This is a genomic window from Pseudomonas sp. SIMBA_041 (assembly GCF_046535095.1).
Taxonomy (GTDB): Bacteria; Pseudomonadota; Gammaproteobacteria; order Pseudomonadales; family Pseudomonadaceae; genus Aquipseudomonas; species Aquipseudomonas mucoides.
Genome location: NZ_JAWRXJ010000004.1, coordinates 141,153 through 167,667, shown reverse-complemented (window position 1 = coordinate 167,667; position 26,515 = coordinate 141,153). Strand labels below are relative to the sequence as shown.

The window sequence follows — 26,515 nt, the reverse complement described above, 5'->3', positions numbered from 1 at the left end:
ATCAAGGGGTTGCGATCAAGCGTCCGACTGCCGCTACCGGCAGTCGGAGAGGCTCAACCTACAAGGCCGCGTCGATTTTCTTGGCTGCGTCTTCGCTCACCCACGCGTGCCAGACTTCAGGATGTTCCTTCAAGAAGATCTTCGCCAGTTTTGGCGACTCGATCCGCTCTTTGGTCATGCGCCCAAGGTTCTGGTTGAGGATGTCGATTGGCACGTTGACCTTTTCCAGCACGGCCACCAGTTCCGGGGCCTGTTCGTGGAAAGTCTTGGACAGGCCGACCTTGATATCCACGGTCTTGTTCACGCCTGGTTTCTCTTCGAGTTTCACCGCGTCGATCTGGCCCATCAGTGGGGTTGGCGACCAGTAGTAGAACAGGATCGGCTCGCCACGCTTGTAGCTCGACAGCACGGCCGCATCCAGCGCCGGGCCGGTGCCTGGGCGGAAGTTGGTGTAGGTGCTTTCCAGGCCGTAGCTCTTCAGCATTTCGCTGTTGTCCAGCTCGCAGGTCCAGCCGGCCGGGCAGTTGTAGAAACGGCCCTTGGAGGGCTCTTCAGCGTCCTTGAAAATCGCCGAGTATTTGCCCAGGTCGGCAATGTTTTTCAGGTCGGGAGCTTTGGCTTCCAGCTTGCGCTTGGCATCGCCTTCGATGACGTAACGCGGCACGTACCAGCCTTCGATAGCGCCCACCACAGGTGCGCCGACACCGACGACCTTGCCGGCCTTCTCGGCCTTGTTCCAGACTTCGCTGCGACCGACCCACTCTTCGGCAAACACCTGAATGTCGTTGCTGCTCAGGGCGTTTTCCATGGTGATGGAGTTGCCCGGCAGGCTGTCGGTCTTGCAGTCGTAGCCCTTCTCCAACACGACTTGCATCACGTCGGTCAGCAGCATCGCGCTTTCCCAGTTCAGGCCGGCAAATTTCACCGGTTTGCCCGACTCGCACCAACCAGCCGCCTGAGTGGCGCCAGCACTGGCCAGCAGGCCCATGGAAAGCAATGTGGTCAGCAGGGTCTTGTTCGATTTCATTGTTGTGACGCTCCTAATCATGAATTGGCTTACGGCAGTCAAGAGGCATCCAGCCCTGTCCACGTCCAATCAGGCCTGCGTCGCTACGCGACCGGTCCCGTTTGTTTTAGGTTGTACAACACTGTCCTGCTCGATCGGCAGAATCAGTTGATCGGGCACGGTGCCGTGCCATTTTTTCGCACACACGTAATACAGGGCCGCGGGAATCACCAGACCGATGATCCAGGAGATATCCACATCACCCAGGGCCGCCACCAGCGGACCGGTATAGAACTTGGTGGAGATGAACGGCAACTGCACCAGCACACCGAAGACATAGACGCTGATACCGAGGGCGTTCCAACGGCCGTAGCGACCGTTAGGATCGGCCAGTGCCGGCACGTCATAGCGCTCGCGGGTGATGCAGTAGTAATCCACCAGGTTGATCGCGCTCCATGGCGTGAAGAACGCCAGCAGGAACAGGATGAAGGACTTGAACGCACCGAGGAACGAGTGCTGGCCGAGCAACGCCATCAGGGTCGCAGCACCAACGATCACCAGCACGAAGACCAGACGCTGCAGGCGCGATACTTTCAGGTCACCACGGAAGCCGCTGATGATGGTCGCAATGCACATGAAGCTGCCGTAGGAGTTCAGCGTGGAGATGGTGACCTTGCCGAACGCGATGCTGAAATACAGCAGCGCAGCGGTGGCACCGGTACCGCCCAGACCAACGATGTAGGCGACTTCATGCCCAGCGAATTGGCCGTTGGCCGATGCAGCAGCGAACACGCCGAGGACCATCGCGACCTGCGCACCAATGACCGAACCTGCGCCTGCGGCAAAAAAAGTTTTCACCGAAGAAATCTTGCTCGGCAGGTAGCGCGAGTAGTCAGCCACATAAGGGCCGAAAGCGATCTGCCAGGAGGCCGCGAGCGATACCGCAAGCAAGAAACTGCTCCAGCTGAAGTGGCGAATTTGCAACAGTGCGCCCACATCAACCTGGCTCATCAGACGGCTGAACAGATAAACAAAGGCAATCACGCCAATGACACTGGCCACACGGCCGATCCAATGGATCACCCGATAACCGAGCACCGTGACCAGCACGATGACACTGGCGAAAATAAGGATGCCGACGCTGTCGCTGACGCCAAACAACTGGCCCAGCGCCTGACCGGAAAGCACGGTACCTGTTGCGGTGAAGCCCAGGTACATCAAGCAGACCAGCACGATCGGGATGGCCGCGCCATACACGCCGAACTGGACCCGACTGGAAATCATCTGCGGCAGGCCCAGCTTGGGACCTTGCGCCGCATGCAACGCCATGACCCCGCCGCCGAGCAGTTGACCAATCAACAGACCGATCAACGACCAGAACACATCACCGCCCAACACCACGGCCAGGGCCCCGGTGACAATCGCGGTGATTTGCAGGTTGGCACCCATCCACAGGGTGAACTGGCTAAATAGACGACCGTGTCTTTCCGCTTCCGGGATGTAGTCGATCGAGCGCTTCTCGATCAACGGTTTGTTGCCTGCACGTTCGCTGACAGCCATGGTTCAACCTCTGTGGATTGTTTTGTAGGTTTACGCAATCCCTGTAGCAGCTGCCGCAGGCTGCGTTGGGTTGCGAAGCGACCCCGGCATTCCAATGTGGAACGAAGGTCCTTCGGCCCTTAACGCAGCCTTCGGCAGCTGCTACTCGGGTTGTTTATTTGCCGGTAATCATCGGCAGGTTCAGCCCTTGTTCCTTGGCGCAGTCGATCGCGATCTGGTAACCCGCATCGGCGTGACGCATAACGCCGGTCGCCGGGTCGTTATGCAGCACGCGAGCAATACGCTCGGCTGCTTCGTCCGTACCGTCGCAGACAATCACCATGCCCGAGTGCTGGGAGAAGCCCATGCCGACACCGCCGCCGTGGTGCAGGGACACCCAGGTCGCGCCGCTCGCCGTGTTCAGCAGAGCGTTGAGCAGTGGCCAGTCGGACACGGCATCGGAACCGTCTTGCATGGATTCGGTTTCGCGGTTCGGGCTGGCGACCGAACCGGAGTCCAGGTGGTCGCGACCGATCACGATCGGCGCGGACAATTCACCGCTGCGCACCATTTCGTTGAAGGCCAGGCCGAGCTTGGCGCGCAGACCCAGGCCAACCCAGCAGATACGCGCCGGCAGACCCTGGAAGCTGATGCGCTCGCGGGCCATGTCCAGCCAGTTGTGCAGGTGGGCGTCGTCCGGGATCAGCTCTTTTACCTTGGCGTCGGTCTTGTAGATGTCTTCGGCGTTGCCCGACAGTGCAGCCCAACGGAATGGGCCGATGCCGCGGCAGAACAGTGGACGGATGTAAGCCGGTACGAAGCCTGGGAAGTCGAATGCGTTTTCCACGCCTTCTTCCTGGGCCATCTGACGGATGTTGTTGCCGTAGTCGAAGGTCGGGATGCCCATTTTCTGGAAATCCAGCATCGCTTTAACGTGCACGGCCATCGACTGCTTGGCGGCTTTGACCACAGCAGCAGGCTCGGTCTTGGCGCGAGCGCGGTACTCTTCCCAGGTCCAGCCGGCCGGCAGGTAACCGTTGAGCGGGTCGTGGGCGCTGGTCTGGTCAGTGACCATGTCCGGGCGTACGCCACGACGAACCAGTTCCGGCAGGATTTCAGCGGCGTTACCCAGCAGTGCGATGGAAATCGCTTTGCCTTCTTTGGTGTATTTTTCGATGCGCGCCAGTGCGTCGTCGAGGTCTTTGGCCTGCTCGTCGACGTAGCGGCTGTTCAAACGGAAATCGATGCTGACCTGTTGGCATTCGATGTTCAGCGAGCAAGCGCCAGCCAGAGTGGCGGCCAGAGGCTGGGCGCCGCCCATGCCGCCCAGACCGGCGGTCAGGACCCAACGACCTTTCAGGTCATCGTTGTAGTGTTGGCGACCGGCTTCGACGAAGGTTTCGTAGGTGCCCTGGACGATGCCCTGGCTGCCGATGTAGATCCAGCTGCCGGCGGTCATCTGGCCGTACATGGCCAGGCCTTTGGCGTCCAGTTCGTTGAAGTGTTCCCAGCTCGCCCAGTGTGGCACCAGGTTGGAGTTGGCGATCAGTACGCGCGGTGCATTGGTGTGAGTCTTGAACACGCCGACCGGCTTGCCGGATTGCACCAGCAGCGTCTCGTCGTCGTTCAGGTTGGTCAGGCTTTCGACGATCTTGTCGTAGCACTCCCAGTTACGTGCCGCACGTCCGATACCACCGTAAACCACCAGTTCTTTAGGGTTCTCGGCGACTTCCGGGTCGAGGTTGTTCATCAGCATCCGCAGCGGCGCTTCGGTCAGCCAGCTCTTGGCGGTCAGCTTGTTACCGCGTGCGGCACGGATTTCAACGTTACGAAACTTGGTAGGTTTCTGGGTATTGTCAGTCACGAAAAAGACTCCTCAGCGATCAATTCAAACCAACCCTGGCAGTGGGCAAGCCAGCCTGTGCGCATCGTTGCGCCACAAGCGAATCAGTGGACGCTGCGGAGAGTCTCGGTCGACTCATACGCATACGTCTTTACTTGTACATACAAGCATATGCAATCAAGCGGCCAACTTGTTTGATGGGTGTTCAAGAAAGTTTTTGGATGGGCTGGAACGCTTGTAGATCAAGGGTTCAGGTAGAGATGAAATTTTTCGGGGGGATTGTTGCAGAAGGGTGACGGCTGTTACTTGAGCGAGGTTTTGCGCCACGCTGGGGCGTTCGGTAACAAGATGGTGCGCGCAGGGGAACAGTTTTTGCGAGGCAAAAAGCATCGCGGGCAAGCCCGCTCCCACAGGGAAATCATCGTACCTGTGGGAGCGGGCTTGCCCGCGATAGAGGCGACTTGATATTGAATCAGTGCGCAGTCAGTTCGATCACACAGCATGGGCCATTGCTGGAGACTTCCAACAACCCAGTGTTACCGTCCAGTTGCAGGCAATCATGGCGACCCAGTTGCGAAACGCTGTTACCGGCTTTCACCTCCAATGCGTCGGCGATGCTGAACACCAACACGGTCCCCGCCGAACTGAAAAACCGCTGTTCACCCGCCAGCCACTGCAACCGCGCGCTGTAACGTTGCGGCGCATAAATCAGGTTGAAATCGCGGATCGGCCCGCCGAGCAGTGTGCAGGACACTTCGCTCTCACCACTGAAGGCAAACGGGTGCAGCGGTAACAACGGATGCGTGTCCTGGCCATCCACCCGCAAGGTCATGCCGTCACCCTGCAGCACAGTGATGACCCGCTCGTAACCGGTGAATGTCGAGAAACCACCCGACTCGCCGATGTCGGCAATCGACAGGCGCCAGCCGAAACCCTCAAGGCCAACGCCCGCATCGCGGGTGATTTCTTCAGTGCTGCCGCCGCCGTTTTTCCACGGCATGCGCGGGTAATCTTTGGCGCGTAAAACCATTGTTCTCATTTATGAAACCGACCTTCCAGACGATGACGGGAACCGGGGTGGATCAAACGGGCGGCGGTCACGGGCTGACGGCCGGACCAGGTGCGGCGACGAATCAGCAGGCACGGCTCGCCCTTTTCAATCTGCAGCAATTTGCACTCCGACGCCTCGGCCAGAATCGCCTCGACCACGTGCTCACCTTCGGTCAGCGGCGCGACCTGGTTCAAGTAGGCATAAGGCGTTTGGAGGGTGAAATCCTGCTTGAGGTACTCCGGGGCGACCAGCGCGTTGACGAAACGGTCTTCGATTTGCACCGGGATATCGTTTTCGAAATGCACGATCAGCGAATGGAAAACCTTCTGCCCTTCGCGCATATCCAGCGCCAAAGCGCGCTCGGAGCCGGCGGCCTCTTCTTCAAGGGTGATCACCTTGCAGGTATGGCGATGGCCACGGGAGGCGATCTCGTCGGCGATGTTGTGCACTTCAAACAGCGCGGACTGGCTTTTCGGCTCGGCGACGAACGTACCCACGCCTTGCATGCGCACCAACAGACCGTCGGCGGTCATCTCGCGCAGGGCACGGTTGATGGTCATGCGGCTGAAGCCGAGCTGGCTGACCAGCTCGCTTTCCGACGGAACGCGGTAGTGCGGCGGCCAGTTTCCACTGTCGATTTGCTGGGTAATCATCTGTTTGACGCGGGCGTACAAGGGCGCCGGACTGTCGCCGATGTTCGCGGCCAACGGTGACACTGGGGGCGGAGTCGGCACGGTTAATCCTTGTTCGTTTGAGAAGAGTTGCTAGCTTGCCGGAGTTTACCGAGCAGGCAAACGTCTGTATATGTATATACAAATAACACACGATGGGGTGCTGAACCATGTCCGCCTTCTTTGCCGAACGCGCGCTGCTGCCTAGTGGATGGGCCAACAATGTACGTCTTGAGGTCAACGCCGAGGGCGTATTGACCCATATCCAGGCCGATTCCCATGCAGATGGCGCCGAACGGCTAAGCGGTCCGCTGCTGCCGGGGATGCCGAATCTGCACTCCCATGCCTTCCAGCGAGCGATGGCCGGTTTGGCGGAAGTGGCGGGTAATCCGAACGACAGTTTCTGGACCTGGCGCGATTTGATGTATCGCCTCGTCGGAAAAATCAGCCCGGATCAACTCGGCGTCATCGCCCGTCAGCTCTACATCGAAATGCTCAAGGCTGGTTACACCTCGGTCGCGGAATTTCATTACGTGCACCACGACACCAATGGCCAGCCTTACGCCGACCCGGCCGAACTGGCGCTGCGTATCAGCCAGGCGGCGAGTTCCGCCGGTATCGGCCTGACCCTGCTGCCGGTGCTCTACAGCCATTCCGGTTTCGGTGGCCAGACGCCCAACGAAGGCCAGCGCCGCTTTATCAACAGCACCGAGAACTACCTGAAACTTCAGTCGCGCTTGCAGCCGATCCTGGCGCAGCAACCGGCGCAGTCGCTGGGCTTGTGCTTCCATTCGCTACGCGCAGTAACCCCGCAGCAGATCAGCGAAGTGCTGGCCGCCAGCGACAAACAATGCCCGGTGCACATTCACATTGCCGAACAACAGAAGGAAGTCGACGACTGTTTGACCTGGAGCGGTCGTCGTCCGCTGCAATGGCTGTACGAAAACAATGAGGTCGATCAGCGCTGGTGCCTGGTTCACGCCACCCACGCCAACGCGGAAGAAGTCACGCTGATGGCCAAGAGTCGCGCCATTGCCGGTTTATGCCTGACCACCGAAGCCAACCTTGGCGACGGAATTTTCCCGGCGGTGGATTTCCTCGCTCAGGGCGGACGCATGGGTATTGGTTCCGACAGTCATGTGTCGTTGAGCGTGGTGGAAGAATTGCGCTGGCTGGAATACGGCCAGCGTCTGCGCGATCAGCGGCGTAATCGTTTGTATGGCGCGGAGCAGCCGATGGTGGGTCGCACGCTGTACGACGCAGCACTGGATGGCGGCGCTCAGGCGTTGGGTCAGCCGATTGGCGCATTGGAAGTCGGTAAGCGTGCGGATTGGCTGGTACTGGACGGCAACGATCCGTACCTGGCGACGGCCAGTGGCGACGGGATTTTGAATCGCTGGTTGTTTGCCGGTGGTGATCGTCAGGTGCGTGATGTGCTGGTCAATGGCCAGTGGGTCGTGCGTGACGGGCGTCATGCGGGAGAAGAAGAAAGCAATCGCGCCTTCACCCAGGTCCTGCGCGATCTTCTGGGCTAACCCCAAACAAAATGTGGGAGCGAGCCTGCTCGCGAAGGGGCCATCAGATTCAACAGAGATGTTGACTGACAGTCCGCCTTCGCGAGCAGGCTCGCTCCCACATTGGGTTTCTGCAAACAGTTAGTTCGAGGTCTTGGCCATCTGCGTATCCGTCGCACGCCAGATCAGCCGCGTGGTGTCGTAACCTTGCTGACGCGCCTTGCTCAGCAATTCCTCTCGAACCACGCCATTGACCGTCGGGGTCCGCGACAGCAGCCACAGGTACTTGCGACTCGGGTCGCCCACAATGGCTGTCTTGTAGTCATCGCTGACGTACAACACCCAGTATTCGCCCTTCGCCGTACCGGGCAGCAGACGAGAAAACCAGGTATCGAACTCGACCCACAGTTTGTCGAATTTACCTGACACCTGTGGATAAGCCGTGCCCTTGACCTCTTCCCACTGCCACTGCGGTGTCAGGCAGCGGTTCAACACCGCCATGTTGCCGTCAGGCTTGAGGCTGTAATGGGCTTCGGACTGCGCGCAGTCGCGCTGGAAATACATCGGCAGGCGAGCCAACTCGTACCAGGTTCCCTGGTAACGCTTGAGGTTGACGCTGTTGACCGTTTTTGGCGCCAACGAATCATGGCCAGAAGTGGCGCAGCCAGCCAATACCAGGCCGGCAAAAAGTACGAACAGGAACCGCTTCATTGTTTTTCTCCCGTGGGCGCAACGCCCCGGTTTACTTCAGGCCTTGGCCGGAAAACATCAATACTTTGTCACCGGCGTACTGCACGCTGATAAAGCTGTTTTTGTCGCCCCAGGTGCAACTGGACATACCGAGCGCGCCCGAGCAATCAGCAGGTTGACCCAACAACGTTTCGACCTCGGCCTTAGGCATGCCGGTCGACAGTTTCGAGTAGTTTTCCTGATTGACCTTGCTGCATGCGGCCAACAACACGCAGAACGAGAGCAAGGCGATAGATCGCAGCGACATGGTGAAACTCCTGGAGCGAAGGGGAATGGCATGGCTGCCAAGCAGAAGCTTAGAAGAGAAAACCCTCTTCTGGTTCCCCGACCGTCACGCTATTTATCAGGCCACTCGTCTGCCTTTTTTCGAAAAATCAGCCACTTTCTTACGCAAATGGGTATTTCGTCAGTTTTTGCAAAAAGACGCCTAATCTTTGGCGCTGGCCAGTCGACACAGAGGGATCCCACAGCCCTGACTGTGGCAAATTGACGCCCCCAGTTGATCAGCCCCTCCGCGGTAGCTCATTTAATGACCAGAAACATGAAGTTCAGCCACAAGATCTTGCTGGCTGCCGCCCTCGTGGTGGCCGTTGCATTCGCTTGTTTCATCCTGTTCAACGACTATCGCCAGCGCCAGACCCTGCGCAGCAGTACCGAATCCTCGATGCAGGAACTCGGCAGCCTGACCACCAGCAACATCCAGACCTGGCTGGAAAGCCGCATTCAGTTGCTGCAATCGTTGTCCCAGCAGATCGCCATGGATGGCAGCGCACCCGCCAGCCTGAAACGCGCCATCGACCTGCCGGCTTACACCAGCAACTTCCAGCTGAGCTATTTCGGCGGCACTGACGGGGTGATGTTCTCGGTCCCGGCCGGCAATCGCGCCGCCGACTACGACCCTCGCGCTCGCGGCTGGTACAAGGCGGCCAACAGCGCGCAACAGACCATCGTCACCGAACCGTACATCGCTGCGTCCTCGGGCAAATTGGTAATCACCGTCGCCACGCCCGTGAAGAATCAGGGCCAGATGATCGGTGTCGCCGGTGCGGACATCGACCTGTCCAGCGTCAGCGCAATCATCAACTCGCTGAATTTCGGCGGCCACGGCCATGCATTCATCGTCAGCGCCGACGGCAAGATCCTGATCCACCCGGACAGCAAACTGGTGCTCAAAGGACTGGCCGATGCCTACCCGAACGGCGCGCCGAAAGTCAGCCCGGGCATGAAAGAAGTCGAGTTCGACGGCAAGACCCAGTTCATCTCCTTCACCCACGTCAACGGCGTGCCGTCGGCGGACTGGTATGTGGCGCTGGTGCTGGATCAGGACACCGCGTTCTCGATGCTCAGCGAATTCCGCACCTCGGCGATCATCGCCATGGTCATCGCCGTGGTGATCATCATCGCGTTGCTGGGCATGTTGATCAGCTTCCTGATGCAGCCGCTGCTGACCATGGGCCGCGCGATGCATGACATCGCCGAAGGCGAAGGTGACCTGACCAAACGCCTGACCATCCACGGCCAGGACGAATTCGGCGCACTGGGCACCTCGTTCAACCGTTTTGTAGAACGTATTCACACCTCGATTCGCGAAGTGTCCTCGGCCACCGGCCAGGTCAACGAAGTCGCCCTGCGTGTGGTGGCCGCGTCCAACTCGTCGATGTTCAACTCCGACCAGCAAGCCTCGCGCACCAGCAGCGTGGCCGCCGCGATCAACGAACTGGGGGCCGCCGCCCAGGAAATCGCCCAGAACGCCGCCCTCGCCTCGCAGCATTCGAGCGACGCCCGCGCCCTCGCCGAAGACGGTCAGCAAGTGGTGGATAAAACCATCGCTGCGATGCAGCAGCTGTCGGCGAAGATCAGCGATTCGTGCGGCAACATCGAAACACTCAACAGCAACACCGTGAACATCGGGCAGATTCTGGAAGTGATCACCAGCATCTCCCAGCAGACCAACTTGCTGGCCCTGAACGCGGCCATCGAAGCAGCCCGTGCCGGTGAAGCCGGTCGTGGCTTTGCCGTGGTGGCGGACGAGGTGCGCAACCTCGCCCACCGCACTCAGGATTCGGCGCAGCAAGTGCAGAAGATGATCGAGGAGCTGCAAGTCGGCGCCCGTGAAGCGGTCAGCACCATGACCGACAGCCAGCGCCAGAGCGAAAGCAGCGTCGGCATCGCCAACCAGGCCGGTGAACGCCTGGGCAGCGTGACGCAGCGCATTGGTGAAATCGACGGGATGAACCAGTCAGTGGCGACGGCGACGGAAGAACAGACCGCGGTGGTGGAGTCGATCAACGTCGACATTACCGAGATCAACACCTTGAACCAGGAAGGGGTGGAGAACTTGCAGTCGACCTTGCGTGCGTGTGCGGATCTTGAGCAGCAGGCGGCGCGATTGAAGCAGTTGGTGGGTAGCTTCAGAATCTAAGGCGCTCTTACTGGCCTCTTCGCGGGCAAGCCCGCTCCCACAGGGATCTTCGGTGGACAGAGATCATTGTGGGAGCGGGCTTGCCCGCGATGGCGGCATTAGCAAAAAAGAAGCATCAGAACCGAGATCCAGGCCCCGAAAGAAACTCTATTTCCTCAGCCGTAGACGCCCGCCCCAACACCGCATTGCGATGCGGAAACCGTCCAAACCGCGCAATCACGTCCCGATGCCGCTCGGCATAATCCAGGTTATCGGCAAACACCGCCCGATCAGCCTCCGGCTGCTGCGCCACCAATTCGATGAACCGCGAAACAGCTTCGTTCTGCACCGCCAGATGCTCGCAATGCTCCAGCACCAGGTAAATAAACACCCGCTGAATCGGCTGCAGCTGCCGATCAAAATCCGCAGCAATGCCTTGCGCCACCAGAGCCTGAGCCCTGAGATCGCCGGAAAAGGATTTGGGAGTGTCGCGGTAGATCATTCGCGGGAGTTGATCGAGCAGCAGCACCAGAGCCAGCCAACCTTCGGGGCGTTGCGCCCAGTCAGTCAATCCGCCGACCAGTGCCTGCTCGACCCAGTCCCCGAAACGCGTTTGCGCTTCGAGGTCCTGGCTGTTGCGCTTGCCGAACCATAACTTGCCCTTGGCGGCCGCTGTTTCGTTCGCTGATCCGGAAGAACCGAACCACCAATCGAGCAACGGCTGCCAGGGCGCGGTCATGGTTTAGGCCTTGTGGTAAGCCGTGACGCGTTCGACTTCTTCTTTCGAACCGAGGAACACCGCGACACGCTGGTGCAGGCCGTCCGGCTTGATGTCGAGGATGCGCTGATGGCCATCGGTGGAAGCGCCGCCGGCCTGTTCAACCAGGAACGACATCGGGTTGGCTTCGTACATCAGACGCAGCTTGCCCGGCTTGGACGGCTCGCGGCTGTCGCGCGGGTACATGAACAGACCGCCACGGGTCAGGATGCGGTGCACGTCCGCGACCATCGCGGCGACCCAACGCATGTTGTAGTTCTTTTTCAGCGGGCCTTCTTCGCCAGCCAGCAATTCGCCGACGTAACGTTGTACCGGGGCTTCCCAGTGACGCTGGTTGGAGGCGTTGATCGCGAATTCCTGAGTGGAAGTCGGGATCTTGATGTCTTCGTGGGTCAGCACGAAGCTGCCCATTTCACGGTCCAGGGTGAAGCCTTTAACGCCATCACCCAGGGTCAGGATCAACATGGTCTGTGGACCGTAGATCGCGTAACCGGCAGCCACTTGCTCGGTGCCTGGCTGCAGGAAGGCCTTCTCGTTCAAAGGCTCGTTCTGGCTCAGGTATTCGTTCGGGCAACGCAGCACCGAGAAGATCGTACCGACCGGTGCGTTAATGTCGATGTTCGACGAACCGTCCAGCGGGTCGAATACCAGCAGGTACGCGCCTTTCGGGTATTTGCCCGGGATCTGGTAGGCATTGTCCATTTCTTCGGACGCCATGCCGGCCAGGTGACCGCCCCATTCGTTGGCTTCGAGCAGGATCTCGTTGGAGATCACGTCGAGTTTTTTCTGCACTTCACCTTGGACGTTTTCAGTGCCCATGCTGCCCAGAACACCACCCAATGCGCCTTTGGACACGGCGTGGTTGATCTCTTTGCAAGCACGCGCCACCACTTCGATCAGGAAACGCAGATCGGCAGGGGTGTTGTTGCTACGGGTCTGCTCAATCAAATAGCGACTCAGGGTAACGCGGGACATGGAAGGCTCCGGTGGAATGGGGGGCTAAAAACCCGCGCAGTTTAACGCGAGTCGAGGCGCATTTCCTCCTATCAGACGTGATACGCCCAAGAGAGTTCATGCACCGGGATGAGCGTAGTTCGAAACGGGCATTTTTACCGGCCGATAAACCGCTATCGCGAGCAGGCTCACGCCCACTTGGATCCCATGAACACGGGAGATCCACTGCGGGAGCGCGCCTGCTCGCGATGGGGGCGCAACACCCACTTTCAGGGTTTGACAGGGGGCTTGCGCAGCAAGCTGAACGCCATCGCTGCCAGGAACAGCACACTCAGCAACAACACCGCCCACAACCCGATTTTTTTCCAGCTCGTGCCCGCCGTTGCCGTCGTGATCACCGTCGATGTCGGCGTCACCACCGCCCCGCCGTCCACCGTTGCCTTGCCCAATGTCGCCAGTTTCTGCGCGCTGTAATCCGGAATCAGCGTCGACAACGGCAAGCTCGCCGCTTTCACCGTCGCACTCCCCAGCGCCAGCATGTAAGGCCCGGGGCCGCGTGCCAGGAACACCAGTTGCGTCGAACGCACAGCGAACTTCAGCGTCGGCGCTTCGGCACCCAGGCCGCCGCCACGCTCGTCCACCACCAGTTTCAACTGCTGCACGGTTTGCCCCGACAACTGCAATTCGTTTTGCACCACGTCCTGACCACTCTGGGTCAGGCGATACAGCAAACCGCTGCCCAGCGGCTGCCACGGCAAACTGCTCTCGCGGCGACCCGACAACGTCACCGGCGCCAGACTGTTGGGCTGACTCAGATCGACCTGCACCCGTTCGACATTCAGCCCCATCGGCAACTGCCAAGTGTATTCACCGACCTTCGCGCTGCTGCCGGCCAACGCTTGAGACCAGACCAACGGCAGCGGCAGGCTGCGGGTGCTGGCGCTTTCCAGCTGCGCCGAGGTCAGCGCTGGCGCCGGGCGAATTCCACAGCAAGCGCAGATAGCGCGCCGATTGCCCCGGCAACCCGACTTCATGCTGCTCGACCTGTTCGTCGGCAAACGTCAGCCGTGCGACCTGCCCTTCGCCCCACGATTGCCAATGCTGCAAGTCGTCGCTGGCTTCTATGCTGAATCGCTGGAAGCCGTCACGCTCGCTGGTCCAGTCGAGGACCAATTGCTGCAACGGCGCCTTGATGCCACTGGCATCGAGCAACCAGCCGCGCAGGACTTCTTCGCCCGCCTCCAACTGACTGGACGGCTGCACTTCGACCAGGGTGCCGTTGGCACTCGATTGCACCCGCACGCTGGGCGCGCGCTCGGTGGAATCCGCCGAGTTGTACAGCGGGAACCACTTCACGTCGGTCAGCGTGCGATCTTTGCGGGTCTGGGCCGATTCCCGCGCCAGGGCATACGCCTGAACCTGACCGGCGGCGTTGAACACACGCACATCACTCAGGTCGGTTTGCCGCGCATTCAACTGCACGCTCAACGGCAATTCGAGGCGATACCACGGGCCTTCGCCGCTCACGGACAACGGCACTTGAGTGGTGAAATCCGCCGGTTGCTCCTGGGCGCTGACTGACAACGTCACACCCAGCGCAACGGCACCCAACCATCCCAGGTTCAGCTTCTGACTCAAGACGACACTCCTTCGGTTTCCGGGGCCGGTTTTTCAGATTCCGGCACAGCCTCGGCACGCTTGGGCGGCAGCGGCGCGAAATAGCCCACCACCAGTAGCAGCACACCCACGCCGATAAACGACACGATCCGCGCGAGCCCGCCGCGGTTACTCAATTCCACAAAGAACAGCTTGGCCACCACCACGCCAATCAACGCCGCACCGATCAGCCAGACCTCGCGACGATGGCGCAAATGGCCACCGATCATCAGGCTCAGCGCCATCAGGGTCCAGACGATGGACAGGCCGGCCTGCACCAGCATCGATTCCAGCAAGGCATCGAATTCGAACGGCACACCGCCCCATTGGTGCGCGGTGCGCATCACCAACGCAGTGAAGAACACGAACAGCGAAACCCCGGCGATCAATTGCGTGGCGTGTTCGGCGTAATCCTTGCGGATCGCCAGCTGCGTCACCGCGCTGCGCGACCAGACGTAGACGCCGAACAGCGCACATAGCAGGCCCAATTCCAGCGGGTTGATCAGCGGCACATAAGGCAGCGGTTCGGCGGTGCCGTCGCTGACCACGTTCGCCAGCCAGAACCAGCCGAGCATCAGCAGCGCCAGCGGTGCCGCCGCATACAGTCGGTACTCGCGGGGATACGCCGACACCGGCCACGGCCAAGTGCGCGGCGCCGCCATCAGCACCAGGTACAGACTCGGCAGAATCGCCCAGCCCAACCAGCGCCAGGCGTTGTACTGCTCGGACAACAACAGCAAGCCGTAACGCAGTTCCAGCGCCAGCACACCGATCAACAACCAGCAGCCAAGCACATGCGCGGTGCTGAGCGCGCGCACCCGCAACATCGGCGCCAGTCGTTTCAGCGAAACGAAATGCACGACAAACACCGCCGCCCAGGCCAACCAGCCAAAACTGGCCGCCGGGTGATAACGCGAATGCCACGCCGCGAGCAACACCACGCCGGCCGCTGGTATCAGCAAGGTGCAGAGCAAACCCAGCGAAGACCATTTCAAGCGCAGTGCCAACAGTGTCCACAGCGCCACGCTAATGGCCGCCACCGCCAGCAGCAGCGGCGCTTGCAGATTCACCGGCGCAAAGCGCAGCACTTCACTGACCCACGCCAGCGCCCACCAACCTGCACCCCACACCAGCAGCACTTCGGACAAACGCTGCAAGCTCAACACATCGAACGCCGAAGCATGGTTGCCCAGCTGCAATCGCCAGGCCCCGACCAGCGCCGCCAAGCCCAGTACCAACGGCGTCCAGAAACCGCTGTGCGCCAGTGGCTTCAGTCCTTCGCTGGCCAACGGTCCGAGCAGGTCCGGCCCGGCAAACAGGAACGCCGCGCCGCCAATCACCTGCAACAGCAAACCGAAGACAAAACTCACGCGCTGCTTGAGATACAGGCTCAACCAGATGATGAACAAACCACTGGCCGCCCACACCGCACTCGCGGTCTGCCATGGCAGCACGAACAGCACCGCCAGATTGATCAGCACCAGGCCGGCCAGCAACACCACCGACAAACCGCGCAGCAGTCGCACGTCGCTGCGCACCATGTCATCACGGGCCGCCAGCAGCATGCCGGCGATCAACGCCAGGCCGATCAGCGAGGCACTGAGCAAACCGCTCCAGCCGGCACTGAACACCGCCGCCGATTCACCGCCAGCACCTTGCAGACGCAGCAGGAACAACGCGCCACCGAGCAATTGCACAGCAAACGCGGTGAACAGGAACGTGCGCGATTGCAGGCGCAGACCGACAAACAACGTCGCCAGCCCGGCCAGCGCCCAACTGATCGCCGTACCGTGGGTGAAGAAAAACAACGGCGCCAATAGGTAAAGGAACATCAGGCCGAGGCAAGCCAGTACCGGCAGCCCTTTGCGTTCCCATTGCGCCGTGTGCTCCGGCGAGGCTTGGCGCAATTGGTAGAAGCTGAACAACAACGCCACGCCGAGCATCAACGCACCCAACGGTGCGCCGTCGAGCAGGCTGCTTTCGCCGATCCGCAGCTCGCTGAGAAACGCCAGCGCCGAACCCAGTTGCAGCAACAAGGCAAAGGCCCTGGCCAACGGGCGTTGCTGACGCAAGCCGAGCCAGAAAATCCCGGCACCTTCGACGGCCCAGGCCGCCGACGTCCAGCGCGCATCCAGCCCCAATGGAATCGCCAGACTGGCGAAAATCACACCCAGTGCCAGACAGGTTTCTGCCACCAACAACGCGCGGCCGCCCATCAGCAATCGGGCCAGCCCCATGTAAATCATGCCCAGCGCCAATGCGCTGAACGCGGCGGCAAACTCAAGGTGCTGGACCAGCGCGAACTGCAAGCCGAAGCCCACCAACGGCGGGCCAAACAGCATCGTGCCGTCGACGTAATCACCTTTACGCGCCGACCAGCGCAGCAACGCCTCGCGACTGTCGTCCTCGGGCGCATCGCTCATTTCCAGTAACTTGCGCCGGGCGAACAGCAGGCCGATGGCCAGGTACATCAGGAAAAACAGGATCAGGAACGGCTCGGTGCTCCACAGCAACTCTGGCGTGTAGGAACGCAGGCCCCAGGCGAAACCGATACCGAAGGTGCCGACGAAGCCAATCAAGTTGAGCAATCGCCAGGCCTTGAACCAGGCGATGGCGAGGATGCCGGCGTTGAGCAACGCAAAGTAGCTGAACAGCGCGACGTGATTGCCGGCGCCAGTGGACGTGAGAATCGGCGCGGCAAAACCGCCCAGCGCGGCGACGCAGGCCAACGCCAGGGAGTCCTGGGTGATCGCCAGAATGGCCGAGAACACCGTCACCGCCACCAGCAAGCCAAGCGCTGCGGTGGGATCAAGCAACGGATGCAAACGCATGGCGGCGAACACCGTCAGGTACAGCACGGCAATGCCGGTGCCTTGCAGCATCAATGCGTAATGGGTGTTGCGATGACGCAGCCACCAGCCCAGTCCGAGCAGGCCCAATGCTGCCGCCGCAACCCCGGCGTAACGCAGTTCAATCGGCACCACCATGCCTTCGGTTGCGTAGCGCAGCAGAAAGGCCAGACCGAGGAACAACAGCACCACACCGACCCGCAGCACAGTGTTGCCACCGAACAGCCAGGCGCGGGCGCCACTGATGGCGCGATCGATAAAGTTAGGGCCGCGCGGGATGGCAGGTTCGCGGGCAACCGGCTCGGGTTTCCAGACATCGGCCGGCAGTGGCTGACTGGACTCAGTCGCCGCAGTGGTGATCGGTTCGAGTTCGGCAGGGAGGTCCCAGATCAGTTCCGGGCTGTCGGCAGGGATTTCGTCGAGCGTAAATTCAGGAGGCGCAACGGACTCGCTGGCGATCGGTTCGCCGGTTTCAGACGCCTTGACGCCGGACACTTCGAGCAAGGTCAGTCGTTGCTGCACGGCATTCAGCGCAACTTGCGTCTGCTCCAGCAAAAGGTGCTGCTCGGCCGCTTTTGAACCTAAACGGGCGATGTGAATGGCTTGGCCAATACCCAAGCCGAGCAATGCGCCCAACAGCGCATCACTGAACGACTCATCGAGTATCCAGCCGAGCACCAGCCCAATCAGCATGAAAATCCATTGCATGGTCGATATCCCTAAGCGGCTCATTGCCTTGTGGCGTCTGCACTGACGTCATCGCGGGCAAGTCACGCTCCCACAGGATTTTCATGAGCCGAAAGAACGACGATGACCTGTGGGAGCGTGACTTGCCCGCGATTGAGCGCGCAGCGCTCACTGAAACTGGTGCTTAGTATATCGGCCAGGCCCAACAACCGTCGGGCCTTGCACGCAATTATTGCGAAAAGTTACTCCAGTGCCTTCCAGATGTCCGTCGCGTACTCACGAATAGTCCGGTCCGAGGAGAACCAGCCCATCCGCGAGGTGTTCAACACCGCCGAACGCCACCATTCCTTGGAGTCGTGCCAATGGGCTTCAACGCGCATCTGCGCGTCCCAATAAGAGTCGAAGTCGGCACAGACCAGGAAGCGGTCGTAGTCCACCAGCGAATCGATCAACCCGGTATAACGGGACGGATCATCCGGCGAGAACACCCCGCCACGAATCGCTTGCAGCACGTCGCTCAGCCGATGGGACGCTGCGATATCCGGCGTCGCGTTGAACTCATGGTTCTGTTTGCGTGCTTCAACCTGCTGCGCACTGAGGCCGAAGATGAACATGTGCTCGGCGCCGATGCGCTCGCACATTTCGACGTTGGCCCCGTCCAGGGTGCCAATAGTCAATGCACCGTTGAGGCCGAACTTCATGTTGCTGGTGCCGGAGGCTTCGAAGCCTGCGGTGGAAATCTGCTCCGACAAATCCGCCGCCGGAATAATGCTCTCCGCCAGGCTGACGTTGTAGTTGGGCAGGAACACCACTTTGAGCAGACCGCGCACGGTCGGGTCGTTATTCACCACCCGGGCAATGTCGTTGGTCAATTTGATGATCAGCTTGGCCTGGTGATAACTGGCGGCGGCCTTGCCGGCGAAGATCTTCACGCGCGGCACCCAGTCGACTTCCGGTTCGGCCCGAATCGCCTGATACAACGCTACGGTGTGCATCAGGTTGAGCAACTGGCGTTTGTACTCGTGGATCCGTTTGACCTGCACGTCGAACATCGCCGCCGGGTTGACTGCCACGCCCAGCCGCTCGTGAATCAGGTACGCCAGGGCTTTTTTACTGTGCAGACGCTGATCGGCGAAGGCTTTTCGGAACGCGGATTTCTCGGCGAACGGTTCCAGATCGAGCAAGCGCTCTTCGGGGTTATCGAGCAAATCAGGCCCGAGGGCATCGACCATCATCGACGTCAGTTCAGGGTTGGCCTGGTACAGCCAGCGGCGGAAGGTGATGCCGTTGGTCTTGTTGTTGATCCGGTCGGGGTAGAGTTTGTGCAGTTCGGAGAATACGGTTTTACGCATTAACTGCGTGTGCAGCCCGGAGACACCGTTGACGCTGTGCGAACCAAGGAACGCGAGGTTGCCCATGCGCACACGGCGGCCATTGTCTTCTTCGATCAGCGACACCGCGCGCAACACGTCGAAGTCGTGAATCCCTTTGGCCCGCAGCGAATCGATGTGTTGGGCGTTGATCAGGTAAATGATCTGCATGTGCCGCGGCAACATCCGCTCCATCAAGCCGACCGGCCAGGTTTCCAGCGCTTCCGGCAGCAGCGTGTGGTTGGTGTACGACAGCGTGTCCACGGTGACTTGCCATGCTGCATCCCAGGCGACGTCGTAGACATCGACCAGTTGGCGCATCAATTCGGCCACGGCAATCGAGGGGTGCGTGTCGTTGAGCTGGATCGCCGCGTGGTCGCCCAGGGTCAGGACCGAGGTGTGCATGTTGCGGTGACGGCGCAGCAAATCCTGCAATGAGGCAGCGACGAAGAAATATTCCTGGCGCAGGCGCAGTTCCTGCCCGGCTTCGGTGCTGTCCGCGGGATAAAGCACGCGGGAAATACTTTCGGCCCGGGCGACTTCGGCCACGGCACCCAAGTGGTCACCGGCGTTGAAGCGTTCCAGGTGCAAATCTTCCATCGCGCGGGCGCGCCACAGACGCAAGGTATTGACGCTCGCCCCACGCCAGCCGACCACCGGCGTGTCGTAAGCAATCGCGCGGACGGTTTCCACCGGGGTCCAGACTTGCTTGGTCTTGCCGTTTTCATCGGTGACGGTTTCGACGCCGCCGCCGAAGCCGATCGGGTAAACGACTTCTGGGCGCTCGAATTCCCACGGGTTGCCGAAGTCCAGCCAGTGTTCGGTCTGTTCCTGCTGCCAGCCGTCGACGATGGCCTGGCGGAACAAACCGTGTTCATAACGAATGCCGTAGCCGTGGCCGGCGATGCCCAGGGTCGACATGCTTTCCATGAAGCAGGCGGCCAGACGACCGAGGCCACCGTTGCCCAGCGCCGCGTCGGGCTCCAGCAGGCGAATGCGTTCGAGGTCGACACCGAGTTCGGTCAGCGCTTCGCGGGCGACGTCGAGCAAGCCCAGGTTGCTCAGGCTGTCGTAGAGCAGCCGGCCGATAAGAAATTCGAGGGAGAGGTAATAAACCCGTTTCTGTCCTTTGCGGTAGATCTGCCGGGTGTGGTCCATCCAGTGCTCGACCATGTGATCCCGCGCCGCCAGGGCGATGGCTTCGAACCAGTCGTGGTCGAAGGCGTGATCCGGGTCTTTACCCACCGCATAGGTGAGTTTGGTCAAGACGGCGTCGCGGAATGCGGCCACCTCTGCTTCGCGAACAAGTGGTTCTTGAGTCATCGATAGGACCTCGAGCGAGCGTGGAGTTGTTGAGCCTAGACGGTCTGACAGACGGTGAGGGCTCTGGTTCGGCAGTTTTTCCTGATAGTGCGAGATAGGTCGGCATTACCTTGTCGTGTGCCTGAATCAATGCAGGGGCCGTGCCGGATTAACGGTGCTTTTTGGGTGATACAGAAAAAATCTGGCGAAAGGTTGTTCAAAAATCCACCAGTCCCGGTATGATCGCGCGCCCTGATGCATGTAGCTGGTAACAACCGATGATGAAGCCCAACCTGATCGCCGCCGCTGAGATCGATCGCCTCGATACCTGGGCCAAGTACTCTGCGCCGATGTGCGGTTCCTGCGTGTCCAGCTGCTGCACGCTGCCGGTCGAGGTCAAGATCAAGGATCTGATCCGTATCGGCATCGTCGACGAGTTCGAACGCGGCGAGCCGGCGAAGAACATCGCCAAGCGCCTGCAGAAGGAAGGAATCGTCGAACGCTACAGCCAGAAGACCGAGATCTTCACCCTCCAGCGCATGAGCAACAACGATTGCCTGTACCTGGATCGTAAGAGCCGTCTGTGCACTATTTATGAAAAGCGCCCGGATACCTGCCGCAATCACCCGAAAATCGGGCCACGGCCTGGGTATTGCGCGTACAAGCCAAAGGAAGTGGCGCGCGAGACCAGCAGTAGCCGTCGTACCCTCGAAAAATTCTGATCCTCAGCCTGTGAACTGTGGCGAGGGAGCTTGCTCCCGCCTGAGTGCATAGCACTCAGAAAATCAGCTAGCTGCAAAAATCTGGGGCCGCTACGCAGCCCAGCGCGAGCAAGCTCGCTCGCCACAGTTACCGCACAAACCCCAGACAAACAAAAACGCCCCCGACCTTGCGGTCGGGGGCGTTTTTTTTAAGCGTTAACTAAGTCGAAACTCAGTTACCGCTTTTCTTGGCAGCGCGGGTACGCTCGCTTTCGCCCAGGATCTTCTTACGAAGACGGATGGACTTAGGAGTGACTTCGCACAATTCGTCTTCTTGAACGAATTCCAGAGCCTGCTCCAGAGTGAAGCGGATAGGCGGAACCAGAGCGATGGTTTCGTCTTTACCCGAAGCACGCATGTTGTCGAGCTTCTTGCCTTTGGTTGGGTTGACGCCCAGGTCGTTGTCGCGGCTGTTGATGCCGACGATTTGACCTTCGTACACGTCTTCACCGTGACCCAGGAACAGTTTGCCGCGAGCTTGCAGGGTTTCCAGCGAGTAAGTCAGTGCCTTACCGGTAGCAACCGACACCAGCACGCCGTTCTGACGGCCGGACATGTCGCCGGACTTCATCACGTCGTAACGGTCGAAGATCGAGGTCAGGATGCCTGCACCGGAGGTCAGGGTCAGGAACTCGTTACGGAAACCGATCAGGCCACGGGCCGGGATGTTGTACTCAAGGCGCACACGGCCCTTGCCATCCGGAACCATGTTGGTCAGGTCGCCCTTACGGATACCGATCTGTTCCATGATCGAACCTTGCGATTCTTCCGGCAGGTCGATGGTCACGTTTTCGTACGGTTCGTGCTTGACGCCATCAACCATGCGGATGATCACTTCCGGACGACCAACACCCATTTCGAAGCCTTCGCGACGCATGGTTTCGATCAGTACCGAGAGGTGCAGCTCACCACGGCCGGAGACTTTGAACTTGTCGGCGGTGTCGCCTTCTTCAACGCGCAGGGCAACGTTGTAGAGCAGTTCTTTGTCCAGACGTTCCTTGATGTTACGGGAAGTCACGAACTTGCCTTCTTTACCGCAGAAAGGCGAGTCGTTTACCTGGAAGGTCATGGAAACGGTTGGTTCGTCAACGGTCAGCGGCTTCATCGCTTCGACGTTCAGTGGGTCGCACAGAGTGTCGGAGATGAACAGCTGGTCGAAGCCGCTGATGCAGACGATGTCGCCGGCAGCTGCTTCGTCAACGTCGATACGGTGCAGACCGTGGTGACCCATCAGCTTCAGGATACGACCGTTACGCTTCTTGCCGTCGGCGTCGATAGCGACAACCGGAGTGTTCGGCTTGATGCGGCCACGAGCGATACGGCCAACGCCGATAACACCCAGGAAGCTGTTGTAGTCCAGAGCGGAGATTTGCATCTGGAATGGACCATCGCGGTCGACTTTCGGCGCAGGTACGTTGTCGACGATCGACTGGTACAGCGGGGTCATGTCTTCAGCCATGTCGGTGTGTTCCAGACCGGCAATGCCGTTCAGGGCCGAGGCGTAGACGACTTTGAAGTCCAGCTGTTCTTCGGTAGCACCGAGGTTGTCGAACAGGTCGAAGATCTGGTCCAGAACCCAGTCCGGACGCGCGCCTGGACGGTCAACCTTGTTGATGACCACGATTGGACGCAGGCCGGCTTCGAAAGCCTTCTTGGTCACGAAACGGGTTTGCGGCATAGGGCCGTCTTGAGCGTCAACCAGCAGCAGAACGGAGTCAACCATCGACATTACGCGTTCAACTTCGCCGCCGAAGTCGGCGTGGCCCGGGGTGTCCACGATGTTGATGTGGTAGCCGTTCCAGTTGATGGCGGTGTTTTTCGCCAGAATGGTAATACCGCGCTCTTTCTCCTGGTCGTTGGAGTCCATCACGCGCTCGTCGTTGAGCTCGTTGCGCTCCAGGGTGCCGGATTGACGCAAGAGTTTGTCTACCAGGGTGGTTTTACCATGGTCAACGTGAGCAATGATGGCGATGTTGCGTAGATTTTCGATCACTTGTGTATCTCGATCAGAGGATTCGGTGTGCTGACAAGTCTTGGCAGCGATTAACAGTAGAGTCAGGCCTTGCCGTTACAGCTTGACGGCAGAGTCGGGGGGCCGGTGACGCAGGCCACAGGCATACAGCCCCGGGCTCTTAGCTCGGTCGATAAACGCGCACATTGGCATGCCCCTCACTGAGCAAATGGTGGGCATGCAGGCGACTCATCACGCCTTTGTCGCAATACAGCAGGTACTGGCGAGTAGGGTCCAGTTCCTTGAAACGAGCGTTCAATGCATAGAAAGGCATCGCTTGTACCTCGATACCAGCCAGGGCCAGCGGATCATCTTCAGCGGCATCCGGGTGACGGATGTCGATGATGATTTGCCCCGCCAGCGCTTCGCTGACTTCTTCAATCTGCAAGTCCTGGCCCAATTCGTCGATTACGCGATCGATCGGGACCAGTTTGGCGTTCTCGAGCGCACGCTCAAGGACCGCCATGTCGAATTCTTTCTCTTCATGCTCCACGCGCGGACGCTTGGCGTGGGTCTTTGGGTTCACCGAGATGACCCCGCAGTATTCCGGCATGTGCTTGGCGAAGTCGGCAGTCCCGATTTCGTTGGCCAGGTCGATGATGTCCTGCTTGTGACTGGCGATCAGCGGACGCAAGACCAGCTTGTCGGTCACGCAGTCGATCACGGACAGGTTCGGCAACGTCTGGCTCGACACCTGGGAAATCGCTTCACCGGTGACCAGCGCTTCAATGTCCAGCCGATCAGCAATACGGGAAGCAGCGCGCAACATCATACGCTTCAAAACTACACCCATATGACTGTTATCGACTTTCCCGAGAATTTCTCCCAGAACTTCCTCGAACGGCACACTGACAAATAACACGCGTTGGGAGCTTCCGTACTTCTTCCAGATGAAGTGCGCGACTTCCATGACGCCCAGTTCATGGGCCCTTCCGCCCAGATTGAAGAAGCAGAAATGGCTCATCAGGCCACGACGCATGATCTGGTAAGCCGCCACGGTGGAGTCGAAGCCACCGGACATCAGCACAAGCGTCTGTTCCAGTGCACCCAGCGGATAACCGCCGATGCTGTTGTGCTGGCTGTGGATCACAAACAACCGTTTGTCGCGAATTTCGATGCGAACTTCGATTTCCGGCTCTTTCAGCGAGATTCCGGCGGCGCCGCACTGACGACGCAGTTGGCTGCCGACGTATTTTTCGACGTCCATCGAGCTGAATTCGTGCTTGCCGGCACGCTTGCAGCGCACCGAGAAGATCTTGCCGGCCAGGGACTCACCGAAGTGCTGCTTGCACTTGGCGACGATGTCGTCGAAATCGCCCAACGGGTATTCATCGACCTGCAGGAAATGCGCGATGCCCGGCATGCAGCTCAGGCGCTCGGTCATCTCCTTCAGGGCTTTGGGCTCGCTGACGCGGGTTTCCAGCTCGAGATTGTCCCACACACCGTTCACCACCACGGCCGGGTCCAGGTCGCGGAGCACGGTGCGGATGTTTTTAGCCAATTGGCGGATGAAACGCATCCGTACCGGGCGGCTCTTGATGGTGATCTCGGGGAAGACTTTTACGATTAGTTTCATGAAAACAGCGCGCGCTGGGCCAGCCGAAAAAGGGGGGCGCGGATTATAGCGGAAATTGCTCAAGGTTTAACCAGTTAATGTGCAGAAGGTTTTGCGCGCACCAAAACAGGTCATTTATGGATTTTAACGCTACATTGTAGGGCGAGATTTTTCACCTGAAGACGCTTTGTGCCTTTATAAGCGTGAAATTGGGGCAAAAAACCCATGGTGGGGCACTGGCATGCAATTTGCTCCCTTGTGAGGCAGGTTGCCTTGGCAGAGTATTCGCGCCGGCATCACCCACATTCCAAGGGCATCCACTACTAAGCCCGAAGCCACCCGGAGGACACTATGTCGAAGTCGGTTCAACTCATCAAAGATCATGACGTCAAGTGGATTGATCTGCGCTTCACGGACACCAAAGGCACTCAGCACCACGTGACCATGCCGGCTCGCGACGCGCTGGATGACGCTTTCTTCGAAGAAGGCAAAATGTTCGACGGCTCCTCCATTGCTGGCTGGAAAGGCATCGAAGCCTCCGACATGATCCTGATGCCGGACGACAGCACTGCCGTACTTGACCCGTTCACCGAAGAGCCGACCCTGATCCTGGTTTGCGACGTGATCGAGCCTTCGACCATGCAAGGCTACGACCGCGACCCACGTGCGATCGCCAAGCGTGCCGAGGAATACCTGAAGTCGACCGGTATCGGTGACACCGTATTTGTGGGTCCAGAGCCTGAGTTCTTCATCTTCGACGAAGTGAAGTTCAAGTCCGACATCTCTGGCTCGATGTTCAAAATCTTCTCCGAACAAGGTTCGTGGATGTCCGACCAGGACGTGGAAGGCGGCAACCGTGGCCACCGTCCAGGCGTCAAAGGCGGCTACTTCCCTGTTCCGCCATTCGACCACGACCACGAAATCCGTACCTCCATGTGCAACGCCATGGAAGAAATGGGCCTGGTCATCGAAGTTCACCACCACGAAGTGGCGACTGCTGGCCAGAACGAAATCGGCGTGAAGTTCAACACCCTGGTTGCCAAGGCTGACGAAGTTCAAACCCTGAAGTACTGCGTACACAACGTTGCTGATGCATACGGCCGCACCGCGACCTTCATGCCTAAGCCTCTGTACGGCGACAACGGTTCGGGTATGCACGTCCACCTGTCCATCGCCAAAGATGGCAAGAACACCTTCGCTGGCGAAGGCTATGCCGGCCTGTCCGACACCGCCCTGTACTTCATCGGCGGTATCATCAAGCACGGTAAGGCACTGAACGGCTTTACCAACCCGTCGACCAACTCCTACAAGCGTCTGGTCCCAGGTTTCGAAGCACCGGTAATGCTGGCCTACTCGGCTCGCAACCGTTCCGCTTCGATCCGTATTCCTTACGTGTCCAGCCCTCGCGCTCGCCGTATCGAAGCCCGCTTCCCGGATCCAGCAGCCAACCCGTACCTGGGCTTCGCTGCACTGTTGATGGCTGGCCTGGACGGCATCCAGAACAAGATCCACCCTGGCGATGCTGCTGACAAAAACCTGTACGACCTGCCGCCTGAAGAGGCGAAAGAGATCCCACAAGTTTGCGGCAGCCTGAAAGAAGCCCTGGAAGAGCTGGACAAAGGTCGTGCGTTCCTGACCAAAGGCGGCGTGTTCTCCGATGACTTCATCGACGCTTACATCGCTCTGAAAAGCGAAGAAGAAATCAAGGTCCGCACCTTCGTACACCCACTGGAATATGAGCTGTACTACAGCTGCTGATCCGGTAGCGCTGCGACACGCAGCGTGACAAAAAGAGGCCTCCTTCGGGAGGCCTTTTT

18 protein-coding genes and 2 pseudogenes are annotated in these 26,515 nt (G+C 59.6%); 6 read left to right on the top strand and 14 right to left on the bottom strand.

Going from position 1 to position 26,515, the window contains the following annotated elements; all coding sequences use genetic code 11:
• Nucleotides 1-58: 58 nt before the first annotated feature.
• The 5 genes from SB725_RS10950 to hutC all read right to left on the bottom strand — a co-directional run bounded on the left by SB725_RS10950 (nucleotide 59) and on the right by hutC (nucleotide 6,092).
• Nucleotides 59-1,027, bottom strand: coding sequence for an ABC transporter substrate-binding protein (locus tag SB725_RS10950; RefSeq protein WP_027922140.1), 969 nt, complete (start codon nucleotides 1,025-1,027; stop codon nucleotides 59-61).
• A gap of 69 nt (nucleotides 1,028-1,096) precedes the next feature.
• Nucleotides 1,097-2,566, bottom strand: coding sequence for a purine-cytosine permease family protein (locus SB725_RS10945; protein ID WP_027922141.1), 1,470 nt, complete (start codon nucleotides 2,564-2,566; stop codon nucleotides 1,097-1,099).
• Between the two features lie 154 nt (nucleotides 2,567-2,720).
• A complete protein-coding gene (gene hutU, locus SB725_RS10940) occupies nucleotides 2,721-4,409 on the bottom strand; it encodes a urocanate hydratase (protein ID WP_027922142.1) in 1,689 nt (562 codons plus the stop codon).
• A 451-nt stretch (nucleotides 4,410-4,860) separates the two neighbouring features.
• On the bottom strand, nucleotides 4,861-5,427 hold the full coding sequence (locus tag SB725_RS10935; protein ID WP_027922143.1) for a HutD family protein: 567 nt from the start codon (nucleotides 5,425-5,427) through the stop codon (nucleotides 4,861-4,863).
• Nucleotides 5,424-6,092, bottom strand: coding sequence for a histidine utilization repressor (gene hutC, locus SB725_RS10930; RefSeq protein WP_253405710.1), 669 nt, complete (start codon nucleotides 6,090-6,092; stop codon nucleotides 5,424-5,426). The genes SB725_RS10935 and hutC overlap by 4 nt, the downstream gene beginning before the upstream one ends.
• Nucleotides 6,093-6,280: 188 nt before the next feature.
• Here hutC and SB725_RS10925 point away from each other — a divergent pair, with 188 nt between their 5' ends.
• Nucleotides 6,281-7,645 carry a formimidoylglutamate deiminase gene (locus tag SB725_RS10925; protein ID WP_059181785.1) on the top strand — a complete coding sequence of 455 codons (1,365 nt, stop codon included), beginning with the start codon at nucleotides 6,281-6,283 and terminating at the stop codon, nucleotides 7,643-7,645.
• A 120-nt stretch (nucleotides 7,646-7,765) separates the two neighbouring features.
• Here SB725_RS10925 and SB725_RS10920 read toward each other — a convergent pair whose 3' ends face one another.
• Together SB725_RS10920 and SB725_RS10915 are read right to left on the bottom strand one after the other, a co-directional pair.
• Nucleotides 7,766-8,335, bottom strand: coding sequence for a lipocalin family protein (locus tag SB725_RS10920; RefSeq protein ID WP_027922146.1), 570 nt, complete (start codon nucleotides 8,333-8,335; stop codon nucleotides 7,766-7,768).
• Between the two features lie 31 nt (nucleotides 8,336-8,366).
• Nucleotides 8,367-8,621, bottom strand: coding sequence for a hypothetical protein (locus SB725_RS10915; RefSeq protein ID WP_027922147.1), 255 nt, complete (start codon nucleotides 8,619-8,621; stop codon nucleotides 8,367-8,369).
• Nucleotides 8,622-8,646: 25 nt separating this feature from the next.
• Here SB725_RS10915 and SB725_RS10910 point away from each other — a divergent pair, with 25 nt between their 5' ends.
• The 3 genes and pseudogenes from SB725_RS10910 (at nucleotide 8,647) to SB725_RS10900 (ending at nucleotide 10,796) form a co-directional block, all read left to right on the top strand.
• Nucleotides 8,647-8,805 (top strand): hypothetical protein, encoded by a 159-nt coding sequence (locus SB725_RS10910; protein WP_155953701.1) that lies wholly within the window; start codon nucleotides 8,647-8,649, stop codon nucleotides 8,803-8,805.
• 98 nt (nucleotides 8,806-8,903) lie between these two features.
• Nucleotides 8,904-9,938, top strand: a pseudogene (locus SB725_RS10905) (cache domain-containing protein); the annotation flags it as partial.
• 93 nt (nucleotides 9,939-10,031) lie between these two features.
• Entirely contained in the window at nucleotides 10,032-10,796 is a 765-nt protein-coding gene (locus SB725_RS10900) for a methyl-accepting chemotaxis protein (RefSeq protein WP_370694726.1), read from the top strand.
• Between the two features lie 115 nt (nucleotides 10,797-10,911).
• Here the strand turns inward: SB725_RS10900 and SB725_RS10895 are convergent, their stop codons facing one another.
• The 5 genes and pseudogenes from SB725_RS10895 to SB725_RS10875 all read right to left on the bottom strand — a co-directional run bounded on the left by SB725_RS10895 (nucleotide 10,912) and on the right by SB725_RS10875 (nucleotide 20,392).
• Entirely contained in the window at nucleotides 10,912-11,514 is a 603-nt protein-coding gene (locus SB725_RS10895; RefSeq protein WP_027922150.1) for a DUF924 family protein, read from the bottom strand.
• Between the two features lie 3 nt (nucleotides 11,515-11,517).
• Nucleotides 11,518-12,528, bottom strand: a complete 1,011-nt coding sequence (locus tag SB725_RS10890; RefSeq protein ID WP_059181786.1) for a class 1 fructose-bisphosphatase — start codon at nucleotides 12,526-12,528, stop codon at nucleotides 11,518-11,520.
• A gap of 248 nt (nucleotides 12,529-12,776) precedes the next feature.
• A pseudogene (locus tag SB725_RS10885) lies at nucleotides 12,777-14,145 on the bottom strand (DUF3999 domain-containing protein).
• Nucleotides 14,142-17,720, bottom strand: a complete 3,579-nt coding sequence (locus SB725_RS10880) for a DUF2339 domain-containing protein (protein ID WP_410921754.1) — start codon at nucleotides 17,718-17,720, stop codon at nucleotides 14,142-14,144. The pseudogene SB725_RS10885 and the gene SB725_RS10880 overlap by 4 nt, the downstream one beginning before the upstream one ends.
• A 221-nt stretch (nucleotides 17,721-17,941) precedes the next feature.
• The gene (locus SB725_RS10875) at nucleotides 17,942-20,392 is read right to left on the bottom strand and encodes a glycogen/starch/alpha-glucan phosphorylase (RefSeq protein WP_027922154.1); all 2,451 of its coding nucleotides are present in this window, start codon (nucleotides 20,390-20,392) and stop codon (nucleotides 17,942-17,944) included.
• Nucleotides 20,393-20,652: 260 nt separating this feature from the next.
• On the opposite strand from SB725_RS10875, the gene SB725_RS10870 reads away from it, so the two are divergent.
• Nucleotides 20,653-21,093 (top strand): YkgJ family cysteine cluster protein, encoded by a 441-nt coding sequence (locus SB725_RS10870; RefSeq protein ID WP_027922155.1) that lies wholly within the window; start codon nucleotides 20,653-20,655, stop codon nucleotides 21,091-21,093.
• 211 nt (nucleotides 21,094-21,304) lie between these two features.
• On the opposite strand, the gene typA is transcribed toward SB725_RS10870, so the two are convergent.
• Both typA and thiI read right to left on the bottom strand, forming a co-directional pair.
• Nucleotides 21,305-23,125 (bottom strand): translational GTPase TypA, encoded by a 1,821-nt coding sequence (gene typA, locus SB725_RS10865; protein ID WP_027922156.1) that lies wholly within the window; start codon nucleotides 23,123-23,125, stop codon nucleotides 21,305-21,307.
• 139 nt (nucleotides 23,126-23,264) lie between these two features.
• Nucleotides 23,265-24,719, bottom strand: coding sequence for a tRNA uracil 4-sulfurtransferase ThiI (thiI, locus tag SB725_RS10860; RefSeq protein ID WP_027922157.1), 1,455 nt, complete (start codon nucleotides 24,717-24,719; stop codon nucleotides 23,265-23,267).
• A 330-nt stretch (nucleotides 24,720-25,049) separates the two neighbouring features.
• Here thiI and glnA point away from each other — a divergent pair, with 330 nt between their 5' ends.
• Nucleotides 25,050-26,456 (top strand): glutamate--ammonia ligase, encoded by a 1,407-nt coding sequence (gene glnA, locus SB725_RS10855; RefSeq protein ID WP_027922158.1) that lies wholly within the window; start codon nucleotides 25,050-25,052, stop codon nucleotides 26,454-26,456.
• Nucleotides 26,457-26,515: the final 59 nt, after the last annotated feature.

Coding starts and splice junctions, on each gene's coding strand:
- SB725_RS10950 (WP_027922140.1), bottom strand. CDS start 1,027: ATGAAATCGAACAAGACCCTGCTGACCACATTGCTTTCCATGGGCCTG.
- hutC (WP_253405710.1), bottom strand. CDS start 6,092: ATGATTACCCAGCAAATCGACAGTGGAAACTGGCCGCCGCACTACCGC.
- SB725_RS10920 (WP_027922146.1), bottom strand. CDS start 8,335: ATGAAGCGGTTCCTGTTCGTACTTTTTGCCGGCCTGGTATTGGCTGGC.
- SB725_RS10910 (WP_155953701.1), top strand. CDS start 8,647: ATGGCATGGCTGCCAAGCAGAAGCTTAGAAGAGAAAACCCTCTTCTGG.
- glnA (WP_027922158.1), top strand. CDS start 25,050: ATGTCGAAGTCGGTTCAACTCATCAAAGATCATGACGTCAAGTGGATT.
- SB725_RS10890 (WP_059181786.1), bottom strand. CDS start 12,528: ATGTCCCGCGTTACCCTGAGTCGCTATTTGATTGAGCAGACCCGTAGC.
- SB725_RS10895 (WP_027922150.1), bottom strand. CDS start 11,514: ATGACCGCGCCCTGGCAGCCGTTGCTCGATTGGTGGTTCGGTTCTTCC.
- SB725_RS10915 (WP_027922147.1), bottom strand. CDS start 8,621: ATGTCGCTGCGATCTATCGCCTTGCTCTCGTTCTGCGTGTTGTTGGCC.
- SB725_RS10945 (WP_027922141.1), bottom strand. CDS start 2,566: ATGGCTGTCAGCGAACGTGCAGGCAACAAACCGTTGATCGAGAAGCGC.
- SB725_RS10935 (WP_027922143.1), bottom strand. CDS start 5,427: ATGAGAACAATGGTTTTACGCGCCAAAGATTACCCGCGCATGCCGTGG.
- SB725_RS10900 (WP_370694726.1), top strand. CDS start 10,032: ATGTTCAACTCCGACCAGCAAGCCTCGCGCACCAGCAGCGTGGCCGCC.
- SB725_RS10875 (WP_027922154.1), bottom strand. CDS start 20,392: ATGACTCAAGAACCACTTGTTCGCGAAGCAGAGGTGGCCGCATTCCGC.
- SB725_RS10880 (WP_410921754.1), bottom strand. CDS start 17,720: ATGCAATGGATTTTCATGCTGATTGGGCTGGTGCTCGGCTGGATACTC.
- SB725_RS10870 (WP_027922155.1), top strand. CDS start 20,653: ATGAAGCCCAACCTGATCGCCGCCGCTGAGATCGATCGCCTCGATACC.
- SB725_RS10925 (WP_059181785.1), top strand. CDS start 6,281: ATGTCCGCCTTCTTTGCCGAACGCGCGCTGCTGCCTAGTGGATGGGCC.
- thiI (WP_027922157.1), bottom strand. CDS start 24,719: ATGAAACTAATCGTAAAAGTCTTCCCCGAGATCACCATCAAGAGCCGC.